Here is a 23699-nt window from a genome sequence, read left to right as displayed (position 1 = left end):
AATGGGTAAAGGGTGGCCGGTAATAGTACGTACAAAGCCATGTCGAGGGTTCCCGCCGGGCATGAATTCCAGGTAACCCGCCCGTGTCGGCCGCGAGGCCCCCCGCGTTGTCGTGACCAGGACCGAGAGGGCAGGATGACCGCATGACGCACGCGATGCTGAAGGGGTCGAACGTCCCGCTGGAAGCCACCACGGTCCGGGCCGTGCTGCGCTGGACACCCGGGCAGGGAGTTCCGGACGTGGACGCCTCGGCGCTGCTCCTCGGCCCCGACGGACGTGTGCGCTCCGACGAGGACTTCGTCTTCTACAACCAGCCCCGGCACCCCTCCGGGAAGGTCTGGCGGCTCGGCAAGAAACGGGTGGCGGAAGGCCTCACCGACACGATCCAGACAGATCTCCCCGGTGTCGAGCCCAATGTCGGCCGAATCCTCCTGGTCGCATCGGCGGACGGCATCCCCTTCGAACACGTACCCGCCCTGCGCATCCTGCTGTACGACGCCTCGGCCCCCGACGCCGAGCCGCTGGCCCACTTCGACATCAAGCCGGAGACCGGCGCCGAGACGGCCCTGATCTGCGGCGAGCTGTACCGCAGGGGCGAGGGCTGGAAGTTCCGCGCGCTGGGCGAGGGCTACAGCAACGGACTCAAGGGCCTGGCGACCGACTTCGGCATCTCGGTGGACGAGTCGGAGACGCTGGACGAGCCCCAGGCCTCCCAGCCGCTGCCTCCCGAGCAGCCGACCTCGGTCCCGACCCAGCCGGCGTACGGCTACCCCCAGCCGACCTCACCCGCCCCGCAGCCGGCCTACGGCTATCCCCAGCAACAGCCCCGGTCGGGCTACGGCTACCCGCCACCGGCCCCGGTCCCGGTGGCGACGGTCCCGAACACGGACTTCCGGCTGCCTCCGCAGGGCCCGCAGTTCATCGGGCGGTGACGGGAGCCGCCCGGGGGGCTACTTCTCGACCTTCGTCTTGTAACCCCGCCCCCACTGCAGCCCCCACCCGTACAACCGGTCCAGCTCCCCCTGGAACCCGTACACGAACTTCACCTCGCGCCGGACGACCAGCTCGCCCTTCACGTTCTCGATCATGACCACCGCGCAGGACCGGGCCTGCGGATGCCGTTCGTCCAGGCCTATCTCGATCCGCGGTCCGTTGCTCGGATACAGCGTCACGACCGCGTGAGTACGGTCGAACGCCGGCGTCTGGTCGTAGATGTACACGAACACCAGCAGCCGCTTGATGTCGTCGCGGTGGTCCAGGTTGACGTACATCGTCTCGCCGGACGCCGACCCGAACCGGTCGTCGCCGCTGAGCTTGATGTACGGCGGTGCGTTGACGTCCCCGAGCAGGCCGCCGAGCGGCTGGACGACCCCCTTGCTCCCGTCGGTCAGCTCGTACAGCGCACCGAGGTCGAGGTCGACGTTGACCATGCTCTGCCCGTGCCCGACCACCTCCGGCGGCCTGAGCGCCTTGAAGGGGTGCCGGAAGAGGCTGGTCCGCTGTTCGCCGTCGAAGTCGGACGTCCGCATCCGCCAGCTCAGGTTGACGCGCAGGTTGCCGGTGGCCGCGCCCTGCTTGGTGAGGGACACCTGCTGGTGCCGCTTGGTGAGCTCGATGGAGTTGGACGCGGCGCTGCCCGAGTCGAACTCGGCCGCCCTTCCGCCGAGCAGCCCGTCGAAGAAACCCATTCCCGCCCCCAGAGACTTCTGCCAACGCCTCGGGGCGGCCGACCGTGTCGGCCGCCCCGAACAGAGCGTTCCTCGTCCAGAAGGGTGTCACACCCTCCGTTTTCGGCCCGGTGAGCCGGTTCAGACGCCGGACGAGACCTCAGTCTTCTCGTCCGTCCCCGCTTTTCCCTCCGCCACCGCCAGCCGCTGGTTGCGTCGCACGGAGGACCAGAACGACCAGCCGATCAGGACGACGCCGACGAGACCGGTGATGACCTCGTTGATCTGGTACTGGATGGTGACCATCAGGATGACCGCCAGCGCGCCGATCGCGTAGTGGGCGCCGTGCTCCAGATAGACGTAGTCGTCGAGGGTGCCCTGGCGGACCAGGTAGACCGTGAGCGACCGGACGTACATCGCGCCGATGCCGAGGCCGAGGGCCATGAGCACGATGTCGTTGGTGATGGCGAACGCGCCGATCACGCCGTCGAAGGAGAAGGACGCGTCCAGGACCTCCAGGTAGAGGAACATGAAGAACGCCGCCTGGCCGGCCAGGACGACCGCCGACTTCTTCTTGCCGCTGCGCTCGGCCTCTTCCTCCTCCTCGTGCTCGCGTTCCTCCTCGGCCTCCAGCCGGTCCTCGAAGAAGCCGGAGAGGCCGCCGACGATCATGTAGGTGATCAGGCCGGCGATACCCGCGATCAGGACCGTCTGCGCCTTGTCGACGTGGCCGCCGCCGTGCTGGTGGGCGTGGGTGGCGAAGGTGAAGGAGGTGATCAGCAGGACGATCAGGGCGATGCAGACCGCCAGCATGTCGACCTTGCCGAGCTTGGCCAGCGGGCGCTCGATCCAGCGCAGCCACTGGATGTCCCGGTCCTCGAAGATGAAGTCGAGGAAGATCATCAGCAGGAACATACCGCCGAAGGCGGCGATCGCCGGGTGGGCGTCGGTGACCAGTTCCTGGTACCGGTCCTTGTTGTTGAGCGCGAGGTCGACGGCCTCGATGGGGCCCATCTTGGCGGTGACCGCGACGATCACGACGGGGAAGACCAGTCGCATGCCGAAGACCGCGATGAGCACACCGACCGTGAGGAAGATCTTCTGCCAGAAGGCACTCATCTTCTTCAGGATTCCGGCATTGACGACCGCGTTGTCGAACGACAGGGAGATCTCGAGGACGGCGAGGATCGCGACGATGCCGAAGGCCTCCCACCCCCCGTAGAAGACCGCGGCGACCAGGCCGAGCGCGGTGATCGCGAACGACCAGCCGAAGGTTTTCAAAAGCACTGGTTACCCAATCATGGTGTGTGGGGGTACCTCCCAGACGGAGTCTGGGGGAGGGTCTCTCCCGCGCCGTACTCGGCTTTACTCACTGTTGACCACGGAGTCTAGAGGGCATCGGTGTCCTACGGCTCGCGCGGGCCCAACATCCGGCTGTGAGGGGTGCTACGAGACGTTCACACCGAAGTCGAGCGCGATACCCCGCAGTCCGGAGGCGTAGCCCTGGCCGACGGCCCGGAACTTCCACTCGCCCTGGTAGCGGTAGAGCTCGCCGAAGATCATGGCGGTCTCGGTGGAGGCGTCCTCGCTGAGGTCGTAGCGGGCGAGCTCCTGGCCGTCGGCCTGGTTGACGACCCGGATGAACGCGTTGGAGACCTGACCGAAGGTCTGGCCACGCTCGTCGGCCATGTGGATGGAGACCGGGAAGATGATCTTGTCGCACTCGGCCGGGACCTTGGGCAGGTCGACCAGAATCGATTCGTCGTCGCCCTCGCCCTCACCGGTGAGGTTGTCGCCGGTGTGCTCGACGGAGCCGTCGGGACTCTTGAGCTGGTTGTAGAAGACGAACCACTCGTCGCCGAGCACCCGGCCGTCCTTGCACAGCAACGCGCTGGCGTCCAGGTCGAAGGGGGCGCCGGTGGTGGAACGGGCGTCCCAGCCGAGTCCGATCATGACGTTGGTGAGGTTCGGTGCGGCCTTGGAGAGGGAGACATTGCCTCCCTTGGCGAGCGTGACGCCCATGGTGATGGTCCTCCCCTAGTGGTGCTTCTCCGGTTGTCCTGCGCGTCCGGCGCCGACCGTAAACGGTGCGGCGCCGGACAGAGCGGACGTGCGAGTGCCGAGGCCCTCGGATGGGCTCAGACGTTGACGCCGAAGTCCTGGGCGATGCCGCGCAGGCCGGAGGCGTAGCCCTGGCCGATGGCGCGGAACTTCCACTCCGCGCCGTTGCGGTACAGCTCGCCGAAGACCATCGCGGTCTCGGTCGAGGCGTCCTCGGACAGGTCGTAGCGGGCGATCTCGGCGCCGCCGGCCTGGTTCACGACGCGGATGAACGCGTTGCGGACCTGGCCGAAGGACTGCTGGCGGTTGTCGGCGTCGTAGATCGACACCGGGAAGACGATCTTGTCGACGTCGGCGGGGACCGTGGCCAGGTTGACCTTGATCACCTCGTCGTCGCCCTCGCCCTCACCGGTGAGGTTGTCACCGGTGTGCTCGACCGAGCCGTCGGGGCTCTTGAGGTTGTTGAAGAAGACGAAGTTCTGGTCGCTGGCGACCTTGCCGGCCGTGTCCAGCAGCAGCGCGCTGGCGTCCAGGTCGAAGTCGGTGCCGGTGGTGGTCCGGACGTCCCAGCCCAGACCGACGAGGACCGCGGTCAGGCCCGGGGCCTCCTTCGTCAGCGAAACGTTGCCGCCCTTGCTGAGGCTGACTCCCACGAGTCCTCCCTTGTGGTGTCCAGGGGCGGGGAGCCCCCGTGGCTTCGGATACCGGATCAACGATTCGATCCTAGTGACGGGTTCCCGCCCCCCGCAGGCCCTGGACCCCGAAGAATTACCGGGTGTCGGCCGTGTCGGCCCCTAGGGGATCGGTGGGCGGTCCGCGGAGCGGTCTACAGGGCGTCGAGCGCCCGCACGTAGTCGTTCAGGTCGCGCGCGTCCGGCAGTCCGTTGACCACGGTCCACCGCACGACGCCCTCCTTGTCGATGACGAAGGTGCCGCGCACCGCGCAGCCCTTGGCCTCGTCGAAGACGCCGTAGGCGCGCGAGGTCTCGCCGTGCGGCCAGAAGTCGCTGAGCAGCGGGTACTCCAGGCCCTCCTGCTCGGCGAAGACCCGCAGGGTGTGGATGGAGTCGTTGGAGACGGCGAGCAGCTGGGTGCCGCGGTCCTCGAACTGCGGCAGGTTGTCGCGCAGCTCGCACAGCTCACCGGTGCACACGCCCGTGAAGGCGAACGGGTAGAAGAGCAGCACGACGTTCTTCTCGCCGCGGAAGTCGGACAGCTTCACGGCCCGGCCGTGGTTGTCCTTGAGCTCGAAGTCGGGCGCCTTGTCGCCGACCTGGATCGCCATCGCTGCATCCCTTCGTAAGGGGCTGTTCGGGTGAGGACACCCTATGCGGCGGCCCTTGCGCGGCGATCACGGCAGGCCGACGGACGGACCGGGGCACGGTCCGTCCGCCGGTCGGGGCTCAGCGCTTCTTGGCGGCGCCCTTCGGGGTCAGCAGCCGGCTGCCGTTCCAGTCCTTGCCCACGCTGACGCTCTTCGTCTGCGAGAGGCCGGCGGTCGTGGCCGCCTCGCCGATGTCGCTCGGCTCGACGTAGCCGTCACGGCCCGTCTTCGGAGTCAGCAGCAGGATCCAGCCGCCTTCCTCCATGTAGGTGACGGCATCCACCAGCGCGTCCGTCAGGTCGCCGTCATCCTCACGGAACCACAGCACCACGGCGTCGGCCACGTCGTCGTAGTCCTCGTCCACCAACTCGGTGCCGATGGTGTCTTCGATGGACTCGCGGAGTTCCTGGTCGACGTCGTCGTCGTAGCCGATCTCCTGGACCACCTGGTCTGGCTGGAACCCCAGCCTGACGGCAGGGGTGGTCCGCTCCTCCGCGTGGTCCGCGGTCGCGCTCACGGGTTGCCTCCTGATCATGTCTTGTTGATTAACTCAGCCACGCGCGTGCGCGAAGCATTGGCCGTAGTCCACACGGGCGGGACCGATCGCGCAAGTACCCGGCCGTTCAGACCGCCGAAACGGTGACGATCCCGGCCGTGTCGCCGCAACTCCCGGCACCGTATCGCAGACAGGTGTGGCACACACCACTCCCTTTTGCCCGCTATGTTCCTTTCGGAATCATCCTCACATACGACGGTCGAACGAGTTTGCCAAACACGTCACACCCCGGGCGTATCGTTGCGTTTTGGCCGGGCCCGAGTTACCTCACGGTAGAGATGACGTGCGCTGCCCCGAGGTGGACGATGGACAGCGGTGCAGGGAAACGCAGGGATATGCAGGAAAACGCAGGTAATCAGTGCCCCTCTGACAGGTAAGGAACAGCGTGGCTTCCGGATCCGATCGCAACCCGATCATCATTGGCGGCCTTCCGAGTCAGGTTCCTGACTTCGATCCCGAGGAAACCCAGGAGTGGCTCGACTCGCTCGACGCCGCCGTGGACGAGCGCGGCCGGGAACGGGCCCGTTATCTGATGCTCCGCCTGATCGAGCGCGCCCGCGAGCGGCGGGTGGCCGTACCCGAGATGCGCAGCACGGACTACGTCAACACGATCCCCACGCGCGCGGAGCCGTTCTTCCCGGGCAACGAGGAGATCGAGCGCAGGGTCCTCAACGCGACCCGCTGGAACGCGGCCGTGATGGTCTCCCGCGCACAGCGTCCGGGCATCGGCGTCGGCGGGCACATCGCCACCTTCGCCTCCTCCGCGTCCCTCTACGACGTCGGCTTCAACCACTTCTTCCGCGGCAAGGACGACGGCCGCGGCGGCGACCAGGTCTTCTTCCAGGGCCATGCCTCCCCCGGTATCTACGCCCGCGCGTTCCTGCTCGACCGGCTCGGCGAGGAGCAGCTGGACGGCTTCCGCCAGGAGAAGTCGAAATACCCGAACGGCCTCTCCAGCTACCCGCACCCGCGCTCCATGCCGGACTTCTGGGAGTTCCCGACGGTGTCGATGGGCCTCGGCCCGATCGGCGCGATCTACCAGGCGCGGATGAACCGCTACATGCACGCGCGCGGGATCGCCGACACCTCGAAGTCGCACGTCTGGGCGTTCCTCGGCGACGGCGAGATGGACGAACCGGAGTCGCTCGGCCAGCTGTCCATCGCCGCGCGCGAGGGCCTGGACAACCTGACCTTCGTCGTCAACTGCAACCTCCAGCGGCTCGACGGCCCGGTCCGCGGCAACGGCAAGATCATCCAGGAGCTGGAGTCGGTCTTCCGGGGCGCCGGCTGGAACGTGATCAAGCTGGTCTGGGACCGCACCTGGGACCCGCTGCTCGCCCAGGACCGCGACGGCGTCCTGGTCAACAAGATGAACACGACCCCCGACGGTCAGTTCCAGACCTACGCCACCGAGTCCGGCGCGTACATCCGCGACCACTTCTTCGGCGACGACCAGCGGCTGCGCGCGATGGTCGAGCACATGACCGACGACCAGATCCTGCACCTGGGCCGCGGCGGCCACGACCACCGCAAGATCTACGCGGCGTTCAAGGCGGCCACCGAGCACCGGGGCCAGCCGACGGTCATCCTGGCCAAGACGATCAAGGGCTGGACGCTGGGCCCGAACTTCGAGGGCCGCAACGCCACGCACCAGATGAAGAAGCTGACGGTCGCCGACCTCAAGGGCTTCCGGGACCGGCTGCACCTGCCGATCTCCGACCGGGAACTGGAGTCCGGCCTGCCGCCGTACTACCACCCGGGCCGGAACTCGGAGGAGATCCAGTACATGCACGACCGGCGCAAGGGGCTCGGCGGTTACGTCCCGACCCGTGTCGTGCGCTCCCAGCCGCTCGCCCTGCCGGACGACAAGGCGTACGCGACCGTGAAGAAGGGCACCGGCCAGCAGTCCATCGCGACCACCATGGCCTTTGTCCGCCTCCTCAAGGACCTCATGCGGGACAAGGAGCTCGGCCGTCGCTTCGTACTGATCGCGCCGGACGAGTACCGCACCTTCGGCATGGACTCCTTCTTCCCGAGCGCGAAGATCTACAACCCGCTCGGCCAGCAGTACGAGTCGGTCGACCGCGACCTGCTGCTCGCCTACAAGGAGTCCCCGACCGGCCAGATGCTGCACGACGGCATCTCCGAGGCCGGCTGCACGGCCTCCCTGATCGCGGCGGGCTCGGCCTACGCCACCCACGGCGAGCCGCTCATCCCGGTCTACGTCTTCTACTCGATGTTCGGTTTCCAGCGCACCGGCGACCAGTTCTGGCAGATGGCCGACCAGCTGGCGCGCGGCTTCGTCCTGGGCGCGACCGCCGGCCGTACGACCCTGACCGGTGAGGGCCTCCAGCACGCCGACGGCCACTCCCAGCTGCTCGCCTCGACGAACCCGGGCTGTGTGGCCTACGACCCGGCGTACTCGTACGAGATCGCGCACATCGTCCGGGACGGCCTGCGCCGCATGTACGGCGGCGACGCCGAGCACCCGCACGGCGAGGACGTCTTCTACTACCTGACCGTCTACAACGAGCCGATCCAGCACCCGGCCGAGCCGGCCGACGTGGACGTCGAGGGCATCCTCAAGGGCATCCACCGGATCAGCGCGGGCACGGACGGCACCGTCCCGGCGCAGATCATGGCCTCCGGTGTCGCGGTGCCCTGGGCGATCGAGGCGCAGCGGATCCTCGCCGCGGACTGGAACGTGAAGGCCGACGTCTGGTCCGCCACCTCCTGGAACGAGCTGCGGCGCGAGGCCGTGACCTGCGAGGAGCACAACCTCCTCCACCCGGAGGAGGAGCAGCGCACGCCGTACGTGACGCGCAAGCTGAGCGGCGCCGAGGGTCCGTTCGTGGCCGTGTCCGACTGGATGCGATCGGTTCCGGACCAGATCGCGCGCTGGGTGCCGGGCACGTACCAGTCGCTGGGCGCCGACGGCTTCGGCTTCGCCGACACGCGCGGCGCGGCGCGCCGGTTCTTCCACATCGACGCGCAGTCGATCGTGGTCGCGGTGCTGACCGAGCTGGCCCGTGAGGGCAGGCTCGACCGCTCGGTGCTCAAGCAGGCCATCGACCGCTACCAGCTGCTGGACGTGACGGCGGCGCATCCGGGCGCGGCGGGCGGCGACGCGTAGCCGCTGCGCTCGGCTTCGGCCGGGGCGGGCGGCGGCCAGCCGCGGCGACGTCGTGGCTGGTCGCGCCCGCGCGGCGGAGCCGCAGCTCGGCGCAGGCCCGCCCCCTTCGGGGCGCGGATGATGCCTACGATGCCCCCATGGAGCGACAGTCCGCGCAGGTGCGTTGGGAGCAGCTGACCCAACGGCCGTTGCTGGCGCTCGCGGTGGCCTTCGCCGTCGCCTACGCCCTGCCGATCGTGGACAGTTCCGCAGGGCACGGCCTCACCGCGGTCTGCACGGCGGCGGAGTGGGTGGTCTGGGGTTCTTTCGCCGTGGACTACCTGGTACGGCTGGCTCTGGCGCCCCGGCGCAAGGAGTTCGTGCGGACCCACTGGATAGACCTGTGCGCGGTGGTGCTGCCGCTGCTCCAGCCGCTGCGGCTGCTGCGGCTCGTCGCCACGCTGACGCTGGTGGGGCGGCGGGCCCGGATGGCCTCGCAGATCCAGCTGACGACGTATGTGGTGGGCGCGGTCGTCGGACTGCTGATGTTCGGGTCGCTGGCCGTGCTCTCGGCGGAGCGGGACTCTCCGAACGGGAACATCCGGACACTGGGTGACGCGCTGTGGTGGTCGTTCACGACGATGACCACGGTGGGGTACGGCGACCACGCGCCGACGACCGGGCTGGGCCGGATGATCGCGGTCGGCCTGATGCTGTCCGGGATCGCCCTGCTCGGTGTGGTGACGGCGAACATCGCGACCTGGTTCATCGCACGGTTCGAGAAGGACGACGTGGAGGAGCGCCGGCAGACGGAGGCGATCGGGATGCTGACCGAGGAAGTACGGGCACTCCGCGCGGAGGTCACTGCTCTGCGCGAGGGGGTGGGGGCCGAGGTCACGCCGTCGCGCTCACCGGCGCTGACCGGGTGCGGCTGCGCCCACCCGTGCCGACCGGGGGTCCCCCCAGGCCTTTCGGGCTCTGGGGGAGGCACGACTGCCCGCGGCTGAGGCGCCCCTTCGGGGGCGCGGGGCTGTGTCGATCTGCGGCTCCGCCGCGTGGGCGCGACCCGCCCCCACCGGCCCGCAGCTAGACCGATACGCCCGCCAGCCAGAACAGAGCAAGCAGCGTGTCGATCGCTCCCAGCACCACCGCCACCAGCGCCGGTATGGAACTCTTCGGGTTCCATACCCGGCCCATGGAGAGCCAGCCGCACACCAGTGCCGCCGGCCCCAGCACGATCCCGAGCGCGAAGAAGCCGACCACGGCGAATATCGTGCCGATGATTCCGAGCGTGCCATGGTCCAGCCCGCTCCGCATACCTGTGCGGCCGCGTGAACGGGGGTACCCACGTGTTCGCTGGCCGAAGCTCGCCATCATCAACTCCCTGGTCTCCATGGACTGTTCGGGTGCGATGACCGGGTACCCCTGTTCCGCGTCCGCAGACCTGCCCGCGCGCTGCCCCCCTCCAGCAGCGCGCCGCGGCCCGGCTGTCCCCCATGCCCTGCGGAGGACTTGACCCACTGTGACCTGCGGCGCGTGCCGAGTGCGAGGAATCTTTAGCGGAGTCACCCTGATAGGGGAACTCCGCCAAAGGAAACCGGACATATCGACCTGCGTGTGTGCTGAACCCGCGTCAGATGTGCCCGACGCCCGCGCCGGCGTCCGCGTTCTCGCCGCGCTTGGTGAGCAGCGCGACCAGGATCGCGACCGCCGCCACACCCGCCGCGACCAACGAGGCGAGGCTCATGCCGGAGATGAACGTGTCGTGGGCGACGTCGGAGATCTTCGCGGCGATCTCCGCGGGCGTCCCCTTGGCGACCGGCGCGACACCGACCTGGACCGCCTCGGAGGCCTGCGCCAGCTGCGCGTCGGTCAGCTTCGGCAGCCCCGCGCCGGCCCAGTTGCCCGGCAGGTCGCTGTCGACCTTGGAGGCCATCACGGCGCCCAGCACGGCCGTACCGAGGCTGCCGCCGATCTGCATCGCGGCCTGCTGGAGACCGCCGGCCACCCCGGACAGCTCCATCGCCGCGTTGCCGACGATGACCTCGGTGGCGCCGACCATGACCGGCGCGAGGCCGAGGCCGAGCAGGGCGAACCAGATGGACATCAGGCCGCTGCCGGTGTCCGCCTTCAGGGTGGACATGCCGTACATGGCGATCGCGGTGGCCGCCATGCCGCCGGCCAGCGGGATCCGCGGGCCGAGCTTGGTGATCGCGGCGCCGGCCAGCGGGGAGCCGACGATCATCATGCCGGTGAGCGGAAGGAGGTGGAGGCCTGCGTCGACCGGGTCCATCCCGTGCACGTTCTGCAGATAGAACGTCACGAAGAACAGGCCGCCCATGAAGGCGATGGCCATCAGGACCATCAGGACCACGCCCGCGGAGAGCGGGACCGAGCGGAACAGGGTGAGCGGGATCAGCGGCTCCTTGACCCTGGTCTCCCAGAACGAGAAGAGGGCGAAGCCCAGCACGGACACGGCGATGAACGTCCACGTCAGGCCGGCGCCCCAGCCCCAGCTCGGCGCCTTGATGAGCGCCCAGACCAGGCAGAACATCGCGCCGGAGAGCAGGGCGATGCCGAGCAGGTCGAAGGAGCGCGGCGCGTTCTCCGCGCGGTGGTCACGCAGGATCAGGACGCCCAGGACGAGGGCGAGCAGGCCGACCGGCACGTTGATGAAGAACACCGACTGCCAGCTGACGTGCTGCACCAGCACGCCGCCGAGGATCGGGCCGCCCGCGGTGGAGGCGCCGATGACCATGCCCCAGATGCCGATCGCCATGTTGAGCTTCTCGGCCGGGAAGGTGGCCCGCAGCAGGCCCAGCGCGGCCGGCATCAGCAGCGCGCCGAACAGGCCCTGGAAGACGCGGAAGGTGACGACCAGGCCGATGCTGTCGGACAGGCCGATGGCGCCCGAGGCGGCGGCGAAGCCGACGACGCCGATCAGGAAGGTCTGCCGGTGGCCGAAGCGGTCACCGAGCTTGCCCGCGGTGATCAGGGAGACCGCGAGGGCGAGGAAGTAGCCGTTGGTGATCCACTGCACCTGGGCGAAGGTGGCGCCGAGGTCCTTCTGGATCGCCGGGTTGGCGATGGCCACGATGGTGCCGTCGAGGGCGACCATCATGACCCCGACGGCGACGGTGATCAGGGTGAACCAGGGGTGGCCACGCAGGCCGGGGGCCGGCGGCTGTTCCGGCAGGGCTGTAGGTGGTGCGTCCCCCGACCCCGCCGTGTCGATCGTGGTCTGACTAGTCATACGATCGAGGCTAGTGACAGCCGCTGACAGTTGACAAACGAAATCACTAGTCAGTAACTGTCAGACATGGAAACGCTGCGCGAACGCAAGAAACAGCGCACCCGGGACGCGCTGCTGCGCAACGCGCTGGAGCTGTTCGTGACCCGGGGCTACGAGCACACCACCATCGACGAGATAGCCGAGTCCGTCGACGTCTCGCAGCGCACCTTCTTCCGCTACTTCGCCAGCAAGGAGGACGTTGCCTTCTTCGTGCCACGGCTCACCGAGGCGCACTACGTCGAGGCGGTGCGCCGGCGGCCGGCCGAGGAGACCCCGCTGGAGGCGCTGCGCCGGTCCGTCATGGACAGCTGGGACAGCATCGAGGAGGCCATCGAGCGGTACGTCCCGGTGGAACTGCTGATGCGCACGTACAAGATGATCGAGGCGACGCCGGTGCTGTTCGCCGCCCATCTGCGGCGGCAGTCGGAGACGGAGGAGGAGATCGCGCGGATCGTCGCCGAGCGGGAGGGCGTCGACGCGGACACCGACCCGCGGCCCCGGCTCGTGGTCGCCGTGTTCGGCGCGGTCATCCGGGTCACCGAGCGGCACTGGTCGGTCGGCGACGACTTCAGCGTCACGGCGATCCGCGAACTCACCTCGTCGTACCTCGACCAGCTGGGGCCGGCGCTCACCGGGAACTGGCGCGAGCGCCCCGCGAGCTGAGACGGGCCGCACGAGGCGTGATGGGCCACACGTTTGCCGAAACGTGATAACTGTCACTCAGTTACCGCGAGACCCCTTCGTTCTCCTAGTGTGTCCTCCCAGTGACTTCCTTCGACACCTCCCCGCCACTGAACGTCTGGCGCGCGCTGCTTGCCCTGGCCGTGGTGTTCGTGATGCTCGCGACCACCGGCTGGACGGCCATGCGCGCGCACCGCGAGACCACCGCCATGCAGACCTCCCTCGCCAAGTGGGAGCACGGCAGCCTGCGCGGTCTCCACCTGCCGGACCCGGAGGCGTCCCCCGCGCTGCTCACCCGTTTCTTCGCCACGCTCACCGTGCCGGAGCGCGACCGGCTCGTGCACCGCTACCCGCTCGTGGTCGGCAACATGAACGGCGCCCCGGCCGCCCTGCGCTACCGGGCCAACCACATCGCCCTCGACCAGCAGCGCGCCGTCGAGAAGAAACGCATGCACGACCCACGGCTCACCGCGGCCGGCCAGCAGGACGCGGGCCGCCGGATGCACCGTTACGAGGCGCTGATGGCGAAGGGCCGGCAGATCCTCGCCTTCGACCCGGACGGCAGCGGCCGGGTCGCCGAGGTGTTCGGCGACCTCACCAGGGCCGAGCGGGTCTCCGTCGTCGTCCCCGGCGTCGACACCGACCTGCTCACCTTCCAGCGGACGAACCGTCAGTACACCGCCCCGGTGGGCATGGCCAAGGCGCTGTACAAGGCGGAGCGCACGGCGAGCCCCTCGACCCGTACGGCGGTGATCGCCTGGGCCGACTACACCGCGCCCGACGGTCTCGGCGTGGGCGCGGCGACCGGCACGGCCGCCGCGCAGGGCGCCGTACGCCTCAACGCGCTGCTGCGCGCGCTGCCCGGCGAGGCGCCGGTGTCGATGTTCTGCCACAGCTACGGCTCGGTGGTCTGCGGGGTGGCCGCGCACTACATGCCGGACCGGGTGTCCGACATAGCGGTGGCCGCCAGCCCCGGGATGCGGGTCGAGAACGCCGCGCACCTGGGCACCTCGGCCCGGGTGTGGGCGATGCGGGACGCCACCGACTGGATCCAGGACGTCCCCTACATGGAGCTCGGCGGACTCGGCCACGGCGCCGACCCCGTCTCCTCCTCCTTCGGGGCACGGGTGCTGTCGGCGCACGACGCACAGGGACACGCCGGCTACTTCGAGCCGGGCACGGACAGCCTGCGCAATCTCGCCGACATCGGGGTTGGCGCGTACGGCTCGGTGACGTGTGCCCACGACGATGACGGGTGCCGGGCGGGTTTGTCCGGCACGTTGATGGCCGGACGCGCGTAGAGACAGCAGGAAGTGCGGTATGCGCGGGGATGGGACTGGGAAGCACGTGCCGCATACGATGAGCCGCATGGGTGACGTACTGGCCGGATTTCATGCCGCCTGGGAGTTCGAGTCCGACTCCGTGCTCATCCGCTACGAACGGGGGATTCGCACACCCAGGCTCTTCCAGACGCTGGGGGAACGCCGGGTGCCGTTCGCCGCGCTCGCGGGGGTGACGCTCGCCCCCGGCAAACGGGGCACCGTGGTCCTGCGAGCCGAGCCGCGCCCGGGCGCCGATCCCCTGATGGAGGCCGCCGCCGGGCAGCTGAAGGACGGCAGCGACCCCTACCGGCTCGTCCTCCCGGCCGAGCGGGAGACCCTCGCGGAGTACTACGCCGACGAACTGCGCGCGGTGCTCACCGAGTCCGCGTCCGAGCCGGCCGAAAGGTTTCTGGTGCCCGCGCCCGAGGCACCCCGGCAGTTCAAGGCGTACGACGGCAAGGCGAGCTTCGACGGCCGGGCCGTGCACTTCCGCTGGTCGTGGACGGGCGCGTCGACGGCCAAGTGGAAGGCCGGCGACCAGCGCTTCGCGGTGGCCGATCTCGGGGGCGTGGAGTGGCGGTCCCCGGAGGTCTTCGAGGGGCACCTGCGACTGCTGCGCCGCGCGGACCTGACGGGGGCGGCGCCGGCGGTCGCGGCCGACCAGGACCCGGCGACCGTGGTGTTCGGGCTCGGGTACGGGCCGGTGCACGAGTCGTTGCCGTTCGCGGCGGCGGTCCTGGAGGCGGTACGGGCGAAGGGCGGGGCCGCACTGCCGGCGTCGGCGGGCCGGCGGGACCCCGCGGACATCGCGGAGCGGATTCGCCATCTGGGCGAACTGCACGAGGCGGGGCTGGTCACCGACGAGGAGTTCGCCGCGAAGAAGGCGGAGTTGCTGGCCGAGCTGTGAGGGCGCCTCAGCCGGCACCCTGCTCATAGAAGCTGATCTTCCGGTCCAGCACCGACAGGGTGTCGTGCAGTTCGGCGATCCTCGACACGACGTCCCTGCGCGTCTGTTCCAGGAGTTCCCGGCGGTCGGAGTAGGTGGTCTCGCCCTCTCTCACCAGTTCCGCGTATCTCACCATGTCCGCCACCGGCATCCCGGTCAGGCGGAGCTTGGTCACGAAGTCCAGCCAGTCCAGGTCGCTGTTGCTGTAGCGGCGCTGGCCGGTGTGGGAGCGGTCGATGTGGGACATCAGCCCGATCCGCTCGTACCAGCGCAGGGTGTGGGCGGTCAGTCCGGTGAAGGCGACGACCTCGCTGATCGTGTAGCGGTCCTGCCCTTCGGGGCGCGGATGCCGGCGGGGCGGGGCGGAACAGATGTCGGCGGGTGCGCGGTCGGACTGCTGAGTGGGCGCCGCGGTCGAGGTCTGCATCACCGTCATGACTCAACGCTATGGCCTTGGAGTGCGCTCGAAGCAAGCGGAACCCGGTAAGACGGTAAGAAATGCGCGCGACGCGGGGACGGCCGATGACTACCGTGCGCGGGTATGAGTCTCGTACGCCGTGCCAGGCCCGAGGACGCACCGGAAGTGCTGCGTCTGCGCCAGGTCATGATCGACGCACTGCCCGGTGGGGACACCACCACCCACTGGCACGCCCTGGCGCTGCCGGGGCTCCGGGAGAGACTGGGCGAGCCGGACGGGGACTTCGCCGCGTTCGTCGTCGACCACCCGGACCGGCCGGGGGCGCTGGCCGCGCTGGTCGTCGGGACCCTCGACTACCGGATCGGCAAGGCGTCCAGTCCGCACGGGCGCTCCGGGTACGTCTTCAGCGTGGCCACCGACCCGGACGCGCGTCGCCGCGGGTACGCGCGCGCGTGCATGGCGGAGCTGCTGGCCTGGTTCCGCGAGCGGGGCGCCGGGCAGGTCATGCTGACCGCGTCCGCCGAGGCCGAGCCCCTCTACGCCTCGCTCGGCTTCGTCCACAAGCCGGACCCCACGATGACCCTGACGCTCTGATCCGCATAGGCTCGTGAGCATGTCCTTGCAGAGCCTTGCGTCGATCGAGAACTGGCCGGTCCCCACCGCGGCGGCGGGTGCCGTACGGGCCGACGGGACGGTCCTCGGCACCCACGGTCCGGCCGGGCAGCGCTTCCCGCTGGCCTCCGTGACCAAGCCGCTCGCCGCGTACGCGGTGCTCGTCGCGTACGAGGAGGGGGCGGTCGAGTTCGACGAGCCGGCCGGTCCTGAGGGGTCGACGGTACGGCATCTGCTCGCGCACGCCTCGGGGCTGGCCTTCGACGAACACCGGGTGACGGCGCCGCCCGGGGAGCGGCGGCTGTACTCCAACGCCGGGTTCGAGGTGCTCGGGGACCATGTCGCCAAGGCGACGGAGATGCCGTTCGGCGAGTACCTGCGGCAGGCGGTCCTCGAGCCGCTGGGCATGACGTCGACGTCTCTGGAAGGGTCGCCGGCGAAGGACGGCGTCTCCACGGTCTCCGACCTGCTCCGCTTCGCGGCGGAGTTGCAGGCGCCGAGGCTGCTGGATCCGCGGACGGTGGCGGAGGCGACGCTGACCGTCCAATACCCGGGGACGAAGGGCGTGTTGCCGGGGTACGGCCACCAGAACCCGAACGACTGGGGGCTGGGCTTCGAGATCCGGGACTCCAAGTCCCCGCACTGGACGGGCGGTTCGTCCTCCCCCCGCACCTTCGGCCACTTCGGCCAGTCCGGCACGTTCCTGTGGGTGGACCCCGAAGCGGGCGTGGCGTCGGTGGCCCTGACGGACCGTGCGTTCGGCCCCTGGGCGGTCGAGGTCTGGCCGGCATTCACGGACGCGGTCCTGGCGGAGCTGCGCGGCTGAGCCCTGCCGGGGCCCGGGGGCGGGGACGCTCACCGGCGCTGACAGGTTGCCGCCCGCGCCCACCCGTGCCGCCCTGCGGCACGCCTGCCCGCGGCTGAGTAGAGGCGGCGGCCACAGCGCCCCGTCAGGGGCGCGGGGCTGTATCAATCTGCAGGCTCCGCCGCGTGGGCGCGAACGGCCCCCACCGGCCCGCAGGCGACGTGCTACCCCGCCATCTCCCACACCAACACCTCCGCCGCCGTGATCCCGAGCGCGTCCAGGTCCTTCGCCCCCGCCACCCGAACCGAGTCCCCCGCCCCCAACGGCTCCCCGCCCACCCGCACTTCCCCCCGCACCACGTGCACGTACACATACGCCCCGTCCGGGACCGCCGTCCGCTCCCCCGCCCCCAGCCGGCGGACGTGCAGCATCGCCGCGGCCTCCGGGACGGCGTACGGCGTCGAGTCGGCGATGCCGCGGACGATCTCGTACGACGGTTCGCCGCCCGGGCGTACCGGGGCCAGCCACATCTGCACGAACACCAGCGGCACCGCCCCGTCGTTGCGCTCCACGTGGCGGACACCCCCCGCCGAGCTCAGCCGCTGCACGTCCCCCCGGCGTACCACCGTCTCGTTGCCCGCCGAGTCGCGGTGGGTCAGCTCGCCCTCGACCACCCAGCTCACGATCTCGGTGTGGCTGTGCGGATGCTCGTCGAAGCCGGCGCCCGGTTCCAGGCGCTCCTCGTTGCACGCGATGATCGCGCCGAAGCGGAGGTTGTCGGGGTCGTAGTGCGGCCCGAAGGAGAAGGCGTGGCGGGACTCGATTCCGGCTGCCGGGTCCCCTCCGGGGTAGCGCTCAGCCGCGCGCCGTACGTCCATCACGGAACCACCGTAGACCGCAGTCGGCACCCGGCGGCGCACGCTCCCGTCCGGATAAGGCAGTCTTGTCCCCGTGCCCGAACCCGTAACGCGCAAGTCCGACCCCTCGGCTCATGCAGTCCATCAGCACTCGGCGACCCTGAAGCGGCTGGAGAAGTCGTCCGGCAGCCTCGCCGCCCAGGCCATCGCGCGGATGGACGAGACCCTGTCGTGGTACCGGGCCATGCCTCCGGAGAACCGTTCCTGGATCGGGCTCGTCGCCCAGGCGGGCATCGCGGCCTTCACCGAGTGGTTCCGGCACCCCGACGCACCCCAGGCCATCTCCACCGACGTCTTCGGGACCGCCCCGCGTGAGCTGACCCGGGCGATCACGCTGCGGCAGACCGTGGAGATGGTGCGGACGACGATCGAGGTCATGGAGAGCGCCATCGACGAGGTGGCGGCCCCCGGCGACGAGAGTGTGCTGCGGGAGGCGCTGCTGGTCTACGCCCGGGAGATCGCCTTCGCCACCGCCCAGGTGTACGCGCAGGCCGCCGAGGCACGGGGTGCCTGGGATGCCCGGCTGGAGTCGCTGGTCGTCAACGCGGTGCTGAGCGGGGAGGCCGACGAGGGGGCGGTGAGCCGGGCCGCCGCGCTGGGCTGGAACTCGCCCGAGCATGTGTGTGTCGTGCTCGGTACCGCGCCCGACGGGGACAGCGAGCTGACCGTCGAGGCCATCCGGCGGGCCGCCCGGCACGCCAAGCTGCAGGTGCTCACCGGGGTGCTCGGGGACCGGCTCGTGGTCATCGCGGGCGGCAGCGACAACCCGCTGGCCGTCGCCAAGTCGCTGATCGGGCCCTATGCCGCCGGTCCGGTGGTCGCGGGGCCCGTCGTACCCGATCTGCTGGCCGCCACCCGGTCCGCGCAGGCCGCCGCCGCGGGGCTGAAGGCCTGTTCCGCCTGGCAGGACGCGCCGCGTCCGGTGCTGGCGGACGACCTGCTTCCGGAACGCGCCATGGCAGGTGATCCGGGCGCACGCGAGCAGCTGGTGGAGGAGATCTACAGACCGCTGGAAGAAGCGGGCTCGGCGCTGCTGGAAACGCTGAGCGTCTATCTGGAACAGGCGAGCAGCCTGGAGGGTGCGGCCCGGATGCTCTTCGTCCACCCGAACACCGTGCGCTACCGGCTTCGACGTGTGACTGACGTCACCGGATGGTCGCCGTCCGATGTACGATCCGCCTTCACGCTGCGGATCGCACTGATCCTGGGGCGTCTGGTCGATGGAGATCCCCAGCCATAGGATTTTGTCGGGGGTCCACAAAACCCCCTCGTGTTCTTCGTCCCTGTCCCCACGGGCGGCCGTGGGGTTCCCCAAGAGAGAGTGTGAGAGTGCTCGTACTCGTCGCTCCCGGCCAGGGCGCCCAGACGCCCGGCTTCCTGACCCCCTGGCTCGAACTCCCCGGTGCCCAGGACCGTTTGCGTGAATGGTCCGATGCCATCGGGCTCGATCTGGTGCACTACGGCACGAACGCCGACGCGGACGAGATCCGGGACACCGCGATCGCGCAGCCGCTGCTCGTCGCCGCCGGGATCCTGTCCGGCGCGGCACTCGGTGCCATGACGGACATCGCGCCGGGCGCGGTCGCGGGGCACAGCGTCGGTGAGATCACCGCCGCCGCCTTCGCGGGCGTCCTGGAGGACACCGAGGCGCTGCGCCTGGTCCGCAGGCGCGGTCTGGCGATGGCCGAGGCCGCCGCGATCACCGAGACCGGGATGTCGGCGCTGCTCGGCGGCGACCCGGACGTCTCGGTCGCGCACCTGGAGAAGCTGGGCCTGACCCCGGCGAACATCAACGGCGCGGGCCAGATCGTCGCCGCGGGCACCCTGGAGCAGCTCGCCGCGCTGAGCGAGGACAAGCCCGAGGGCGTCCGCAAGGTCGTCGCCCTCAAGGTCGCCGGCGCCTTCCACACGCACCACATGGCTCCCGCGGTCGACAAGCTGGCCGAGGCCGCCAAGGAGCTCGCGCCCGCCGATCCGAAGCTCACCTACGTCTCCAACCGGGACGGACGGGCCGTCACCTCCGGCGACAGGATCGTGGAGCGGCTGGTCGGACAGGTAGCCAACCCGGTCCGCTGGGACCTGTGCATGGAGACCTTCAAGGAGCTGGGCGTGACCGCCCTGCTCGAGGTGTGCCCCGGCGGCACCCTGACCGGCCTGGCCAAGCGCGCGCTGCCCGGCGTGAAGACGCTCGCCCTGAAGACCCCCGACGACCTCGACGCGGCCCGCGAGCTCATCGCCGAGCACAGCTGAATTAGGAGCCCACTGCGATGTCGAAGATCAAGCCCAGCAAGGGTGCTCCGTACGCGCGCATCCTCGGCGTCGGCGGCTACCGCCCGACCCGCGTGGTGCCCAACGAGGTGATCCTGGAGACGATCGACTCGTCCGACGAGTGGATCCGGTCGCGCTCCGGCATCGAGACCCGGCACTGGGCGGGCCCCGAGGAGACGGTCGCCGCGATGTCGATCGAGGCGTCCGGCAAGGCGATCGCGGACGCGGGCATCTCCGCCGAGCAGATCGGCGCCGTGGTCGTTTCGACCGTCTCGCACTTCAGCCAGACCCCGGCCGTGGCGACCGAGATCGCCGACAAGCTGGGCACGAACAAGGCCGCCGCCTTCGACATCTCCGCCGGCTGCGCGGGCTTCGGCTACGGCCTCACCCTCGCCAAGGGCATGGTGGTGGAGGGTTCCGCCGAGTACGTGCTCGTCATCGGCGTGGAGCGGCTCAGCGACCTGACCGACCTGGAGGACCGGGCCACGGCCTTCCTGTTCGGCGACGGCGCGGGCGCGGTCGTGGTCGGCCCCGCGCAGGAGCCGGCGATCGGCCCGACGGTGTGGGGCTCCGAGGGCGACAAGTCGGAGACCATCAAGCAGACCGTGCCCTGGGACCGGTTCCACGTCGGCGACGTCACCAACCTCCCCCTCGACAGCGCCGGGAACATCAAGTTCCCCGCGATCACGCAGGAGGGCCAGGCGGTGTTCCGCTGGGCCGTGTTCGAGATGGCGAAGGTCGCTCAGCAGGCGCTGGACGCGGCCGGAATCAGCGCGGACGACCTGGACGTCTTCATCCCGCACCAGGCCAATGTGCGGATCATCGACTCGATGGTGAAGACTCTCAAGCTGCCGGAGCACGTCACGGTCGCCCGTGACATCCGCACCACCGGCAACACCTCGGCCGCCTCGATCCCGCTCGCGATGGAGCGGCTCCTGGCGACCGGTGAGGCGAAGAGCGGCGACACCGCGCTCGTCATCGGGTTCGGGGCGGGTCTCGTCTACGCCGCCACTGTCGTTACCCTCCCCTAGGCACTCCGTGCCGGATCATGCATCCGGTACCGGAAACGCCGCCAGCAACACCGCAGCAACCGTCTGGAACATCTAAGAAGGAGCGCCTGACATGGCCGCCACTGAGAAGGAGATCGTCGACGGTCTCGCCGAGATCGTGAACGAGATCGCCGGGATCCCCGTGGAGGACGTCCAGCTGGACAAGTCCTTCACCGACGACCTGGACGTCGACTCGCTGTCCATGGTCGAGGTCGTCGTCGCCGCCGAAGAGCGCTTCGACGTCAAGATCCCGGACGAGGACGTCAAGAACCTGAAGACCGTCGGGGACGCCACCAACTACATCCTCAAGCACCAGGACTGAGTTCCCGCCGGGTCCCGGGCCACCTGCCCGGGTACCCGGCAGGTTCCCGGACTGCGAGGCCCCGCCACCCGGCGGTGGCGCCGTCGAATCCCGTATCCGTTGGAGAAAGAATTCCCGTGAGCCCGACCAATCGCACCGTGGTCGTCACCGGTATCGGCGCAACCACACCGCTGGGTGGCGACGTAGCTTCGTTCTGGGAGGCCCTGATCGCCGGCAAGTCCGGTGTCCGCCTCCTGGAGCAGGACTGGGCGGCCGAGCTGCCCGTCCGTATCGCGGCACAGATCGCCGTCGAACCGGGCGAGATCATCCCGCGCCCGCAGGCCCGCAAGCTGGACCGGTCCGCGCAGTTCGCGCTGATCGCCGCCCAGGAGGCCTGGAAGGACGCCGGTTTCACCGCCAAGGCCGGTGAGGACTCGTCCGCCAACCCCGACCGGGTCGGCGCCGTCATCGCCTCCGGCATCGGCGGTGTGACGACCCTCCTCGACCAGTACGACGTGCTCAAGGAGAAGGGCGTACGCCGTGTCTCCCCGCACACCGTGCCGATGCTGATGCCCAACTCGCCGGCCGCGAACGTCGGTATCGAGCTGGGTGCGCGGGCCGGTGTGCACACGCCCGTGTCGGCCTGCGCCTCCGGCGCCGAGGCCATCGGGTACGCCATCGAGATGATCCGCACCGGGCGTGCGGACATCGTCGTGGCCGGCGGCACGGAGGCGGCGATCCACCCGCTGCCGATCGTCGCGTTCGGCAACATGATGGCGATGTCCAAGAACAACGACGACCCCGAGGGTGCGTCGCGGCCCTACGACTCCGGCCGTGACGGCTTCGTCCTCGGTGAGGGCGCGGGCGTGATCGTCCTGGAGTCCGAGGAGCACGCGAAGGCGCGCGGGGCGCGGATCTACGTCGAGGCGGTCGGGCAGGGCATCTCCGCCGACGCGCACCACATCACGCAGCCGGAGCCGTCGGGCAACGGCATCGCGCACGCGCTGCAGAACCTGCTCGACAACACGGACCTGAAGCCGGCCGAGATCGTGCACGTCAACGCGCACGCGACGTCGACGCCGCAGGGTGACGTGGCCGAGATCAAGGCGCTGCGGAAGGTGTTCGGCGACGACGTCGACCACATGGCCATCTCGGCGACCAAGTCGATGACGGGGCACCTGCTGGGCGGTGCGGGTGGTATCGAGACCGTCGCGTCGATCCTGGCGCTGGTGAACCGTACGGCGCCGCCGACCATCAACCTGGACAACCTCGACCCCGAGGTCAGCGCGGATGTGGTGCGGGGTGAGGCGCGTGCGCTGCCCGAGGGTCAGATCGCGGTGCTGAACGACTCGTTCGGCTTCGGCGGGCACAACGTGGTCCTGGCGTTCAGGACCGTGTGAGAAGCGTTGCAGCAAGGCCCGTGGCCCGGACTCCGTGAGTGGAGTCCGGGCCACGGTGCGTTTCGTTGTCGGCGACGGCCGGTGGGGGCTGGTCGCGCAGTTCCCCGCGCCTCTGAAGGGGCGCTCGCCCCTGGTCTTTTTAGGGGCGCGGGGAACTGCGCGACCAGCCACGACGGCGCCGCAGCCGCCCGACGGCGATCGCGGCCCTTCCGACGGCGCTCTCAGACCACCTGGTGGAGCCAGCGGACCGGGGCGCCCTCGCCCGCGTAGCGGAACGGCTCCAGTTCGTCGTCCCAGGGCTTGCCGAGGAGTTTGGCGATCTCGGCCTCCAGGTCGGTCTCCCCGCGCTGTGAGCGCGTCATCGCGGCCCTCAGGCGGTCCTCCGGGATCAGGATGTCGCCGTGGATTCCGGTGACCGCGTGGAAGATGCCCAGATCGGGGGTGCAGCTGTAGCGCTCGCCCTCGGCCTTCGCGCAGGGCTCGGCCGTGACCTCGAAGCGCAGCAGGTGCCAGCCGCGCAGGGCGGAGGCGAGTTTGGACGCCGTGCCGACCTCGCCCTGCCAGGAGAACTCGGAGCGCCAGGTGCCGGGGGCCGCCGGCTGCCGGATCCAGTCGAGGTTGACGCGCGTGCCGAGCACCCCGGCGACGGCCCACTCGACGTGCGGGCACAGCGCGCGCGGCGCGGAGTGCACGTACAGAACTCCACGTGTCGTCACCGGAACCTCCGGGCAGAGCGGGACATCTTGCTGGCTGGCTGGCGGCAGTGACACGAAGGCCGCGTTGATGGCGAGGCTACCGTGCGGCGGTGCAAGGAGTGTGACGTACCGTCGGTCCCACAGCCAGGAAACCCCTGCCATTCACCCAGGGGGACGCTTGTACGGGGGTGGACCGTTGCAGGGCGGGGGGTGGGAACTCGCGTGCGTTGTTATGAAGGGGCACCAACCAGCCGACCTGACCAGCCGACGGAG

24 protein-coding genes are annotated in these 23699 nt (G+C 69.8%); 13 read left to right on the top strand and 11 right to left on the bottom strand.

The features are described from left to right. Positions 1 to 143: 143 nt before the first annotated feature. Entirely contained in the window at positions 144 to 932 is a 789-nt protein-coding gene (locus tag ACWDGI_RS16270) for a TerD family protein (protein ID WP_450759470.1), read from the top strand. Positions 933 to 950: 18 nt separating this feature from the next. On the opposite strand, the gene ACWDGI_RS16265 is transcribed toward ACWDGI_RS16270, so the two are convergent. From ACWDGI_RS16265 to ACWDGI_RS16240, 6 genes are all read right to left on the bottom strand, one after another. After that, complete coding sequence (locus ACWDGI_RS16265; protein WP_450759468.1) at positions 951 to 1688, bottom strand: TerD family protein; 738 nt, start codon at positions 1686 to 1688, stop codon at positions 951 to 953. A 120-nt stretch (positions 1689 to 1808) separates the two neighbouring features. Next, complete coding sequence (locus tag ACWDGI_RS16260; RefSeq protein ID WP_450759466.1) at positions 1809 to 2954, bottom strand: DUF475 domain-containing protein; 1146 nt, start codon at positions 2952 to 2954, stop codon at positions 1809 to 1811. Between the two features lie 159 nt (positions 2955 to 3113). After that, positions 3114 to 3689 (bottom strand): TerD family protein, encoded by a 576-nt coding sequence (locus ACWDGI_RS16255; RefSeq protein WP_351692136.1) that lies wholly within the window; start codon positions 3687 to 3689, stop codon positions 3114 to 3116. A 116-nt stretch (positions 3690 to 3805) separates the two neighbouring features. Further along, complete coding sequence (locus ACWDGI_RS16250) at positions 3806 to 4381, bottom strand: TerD family protein (protein WP_450759464.1); 576 nt, start codon at positions 4379 to 4381, stop codon at positions 3806 to 3808. A 173-nt stretch (positions 4382 to 4554) separates the two neighbouring features. After that, complete coding sequence (locus ACWDGI_RS16245) at positions 4555 to 5013, bottom strand: peroxiredoxin (RefSeq protein WP_450759462.1); 459 nt, start codon at positions 5011 to 5013, stop codon at positions 4555 to 4557. 118 nt (positions 5014 to 5131) lie between these two features. Beyond that, a complete protein-coding gene (locus ACWDGI_RS16240) occupies positions 5132 to 5569 on the bottom strand; it encodes a DUF3052 domain-containing protein (RefSeq protein WP_351692127.1) in 438 nt (145 codons plus the stop codon). Between the two features lie 424 nt (positions 5570 to 5993). Between ACWDGI_RS16240 and aceE the strand changes: the two genes are divergently transcribed. Further along, positions 5994 to 8741 carry a pyruvate dehydrogenase (acetyl-transferring), homodimeric type gene (gene aceE / locus ACWDGI_RS16235; protein ID WP_450759460.1) on the top strand — a complete coding sequence of 916 codons (2748 nt, stop codon included), beginning with the start codon at positions 5994 to 5996 and terminating at the stop codon, positions 8739 to 8741. 137 nt (positions 8742 to 8878) lie between these two features. After that, entirely contained in the window at positions 8879 to 9727 is an 849-nt protein-coding gene (locus ACWDGI_RS16230) for a potassium channel family protein (protein WP_450759458.1), read from the top strand. A 79-nt stretch (positions 9728 to 9806) separates the two neighbouring features. Here the strand turns inward: ACWDGI_RS16230 and ACWDGI_RS16225 are convergent, their stop codons facing one another. After that, positions 9807 to 10094, bottom strand: a complete 288-nt coding sequence (locus ACWDGI_RS16225) for a small hydrophobic protein (protein ID WP_450760051.1) — start codon at positions 10092 to 10094, stop codon at positions 9807 to 9809. Between the two features lie 259 nt (positions 10095 to 10353). After that, positions 10354 to 11973, bottom strand: a complete 1620-nt coding sequence (locus tag ACWDGI_RS16220) for an MFS transporter (protein WP_450759457.1) — start codon at positions 11971 to 11973, stop codon at positions 10354 to 10356. Positions 11974 to 12039: 66 nt separating this feature from the next. On the opposite strand from ACWDGI_RS16220, the gene ACWDGI_RS16215 reads away from it, so the two are divergent. The 3 genes from ACWDGI_RS16215 (at position 12040) to ACWDGI_RS16205 (ending at position 14922) form a co-directional block, all read left to right on the top strand. Further along, positions 12040 to 12675 carry a TetR family transcriptional regulator gene (locus ACWDGI_RS16215; protein ID WP_450759455.1) on the top strand — a complete coding sequence of 212 codons (636 nt, stop codon included), beginning with the start codon at positions 12040 to 12042 and terminating at the stop codon, positions 12673 to 12675. Between the two features lie 101 nt (positions 12676 to 12776). Beyond that, positions 12777 to 13994 (top strand): alpha/beta hydrolase, encoded by a 1218-nt coding sequence (locus ACWDGI_RS16210; RefSeq protein ID WP_450759453.1) that lies wholly within the window; start codon positions 12777 to 12779, stop codon positions 13992 to 13994. A gap of 67 nt (positions 13995 to 14061) precedes the next feature. Next, the gene (locus tag ACWDGI_RS16205) at positions 14062 to 14922 is read left to right on the top strand and encodes a DUF4429 domain-containing protein (RefSeq protein WP_450759451.1); all 861 of its coding nucleotides are present in this window, start codon (positions 14062 to 14064) and stop codon (positions 14920 to 14922) included. Between the two features lie 7 nt (positions 14923 to 14929). Here ACWDGI_RS16205 and ACWDGI_RS16200 read toward each other — a convergent pair whose 3' ends face one another. After that, positions 14930 to 15397, bottom strand: a complete 468-nt coding sequence (locus ACWDGI_RS16200; RefSeq protein ID WP_450759449.1) for a MerR family transcriptional regulator — start codon at positions 15395 to 15397, stop codon at positions 14930 to 14932. 105 nt (positions 15398 to 15502) lie between these two features. Between ACWDGI_RS16200 and ACWDGI_RS16195 the strand changes: the two genes are divergently transcribed. Together ACWDGI_RS16195 and ACWDGI_RS16190 are read left to right on the top strand one after the other, a co-directional pair. Next, on the top strand, positions 15503 to 15973 hold the full coding sequence (locus tag ACWDGI_RS16195) for a GNAT family N-acetyltransferase (protein ID WP_450759447.1): 471 nt from the start codon (positions 15503 to 15505) through the stop codon (positions 15971 to 15973). 19 nt (positions 15974 to 15992) lie between these two features. Next, on the top strand, positions 15993 to 16817 hold the full coding sequence (locus ACWDGI_RS16190; RefSeq protein ID WP_450759445.1) for a serine hydrolase domain-containing protein: 825 nt from the start codon (positions 15993 to 15995) through the stop codon (positions 16815 to 16817). Between the two features lie 203 nt (positions 16818 to 17020). Here the strand turns inward: ACWDGI_RS16190 and ACWDGI_RS16185 are convergent, their stop codons facing one another. Then, positions 17021 to 17674 carry a pirin family protein gene (locus ACWDGI_RS16185; protein WP_450760049.1) on the bottom strand — a complete coding sequence of 218 codons (654 nt, stop codon included), beginning with the start codon at positions 17672 to 17674 and terminating at the stop codon, positions 17021 to 17023. Positions 17675 to 17747: 73 nt separating this feature from the next. On the opposite strand from ACWDGI_RS16185, the gene fasR reads away from it, so the two are divergent. From fasR to fabF, 5 genes are all read left to right on the top strand, one after another. Beyond that, positions 17748 to 18953 (top strand): fatty acid biosynthesis transcriptional regulator FasR, encoded by a 1206-nt coding sequence (fasR, locus tag ACWDGI_RS16180; protein WP_450759443.1) that lies wholly within the window; start codon positions 17748 to 17750, stop codon positions 18951 to 18953. 89 nt (positions 18954 to 19042) lie between these two features. Next, on the top strand, positions 19043 to 19963 hold the full coding sequence (locus ACWDGI_RS16175) for an ACP S-malonyltransferase (RefSeq protein ID WP_450759441.1): 921 nt from the start codon (positions 19043 to 19045) through the stop codon (positions 19961 to 19963). A 17-nt stretch (positions 19964 to 19980) separates the two neighbouring features. After that, the gene (locus ACWDGI_RS16170; RefSeq protein WP_450759439.1) at positions 19981 to 21012 is read left to right on the top strand and encodes a beta-ketoacyl-ACP synthase 3; all 1032 of its coding nucleotides are present in this window, start codon (positions 19981 to 19983) and stop codon (positions 21010 to 21012) included. Positions 21013 to 21103: 91 nt separating this feature from the next. After that, positions 21104 to 21352, top strand: coding sequence for an acyl carrier protein (locus ACWDGI_RS16165; protein WP_351731548.1), 249 nt, complete (start codon positions 21104 to 21106; stop codon positions 21350 to 21352). Positions 21353 to 21468: 116 nt separating this feature from the next. Further along, the gene (fabF, locus tag ACWDGI_RS16160) at positions 21469 to 22731 is read left to right on the top strand and encodes a beta-ketoacyl-ACP synthase II (RefSeq protein ID WP_450759437.1); all 1263 of its coding nucleotides are present in this window, start codon (positions 21469 to 21471) and stop codon (positions 22729 to 22731) included. Positions 22732 to 22952: 221 nt separating this feature from the next. Here fabF and ACWDGI_RS16155 read toward each other — a convergent pair whose 3' ends face one another. Beyond that, positions 22953 to 23447, bottom strand: a complete 495-nt coding sequence (locus ACWDGI_RS16155) for a DUF3145 domain-containing protein (RefSeq protein WP_123977426.1) — start codon at positions 23445 to 23447, stop codon at positions 22953 to 22955. Positions 23448 to 23699: the final 252 nt, after the last annotated feature.

This window comes from Streptomyces sp. NPDC001220, from assembly GCF_053597895.1.
This window is presented reverse-complemented; position numbering and strand designations above follow the sequence as displayed.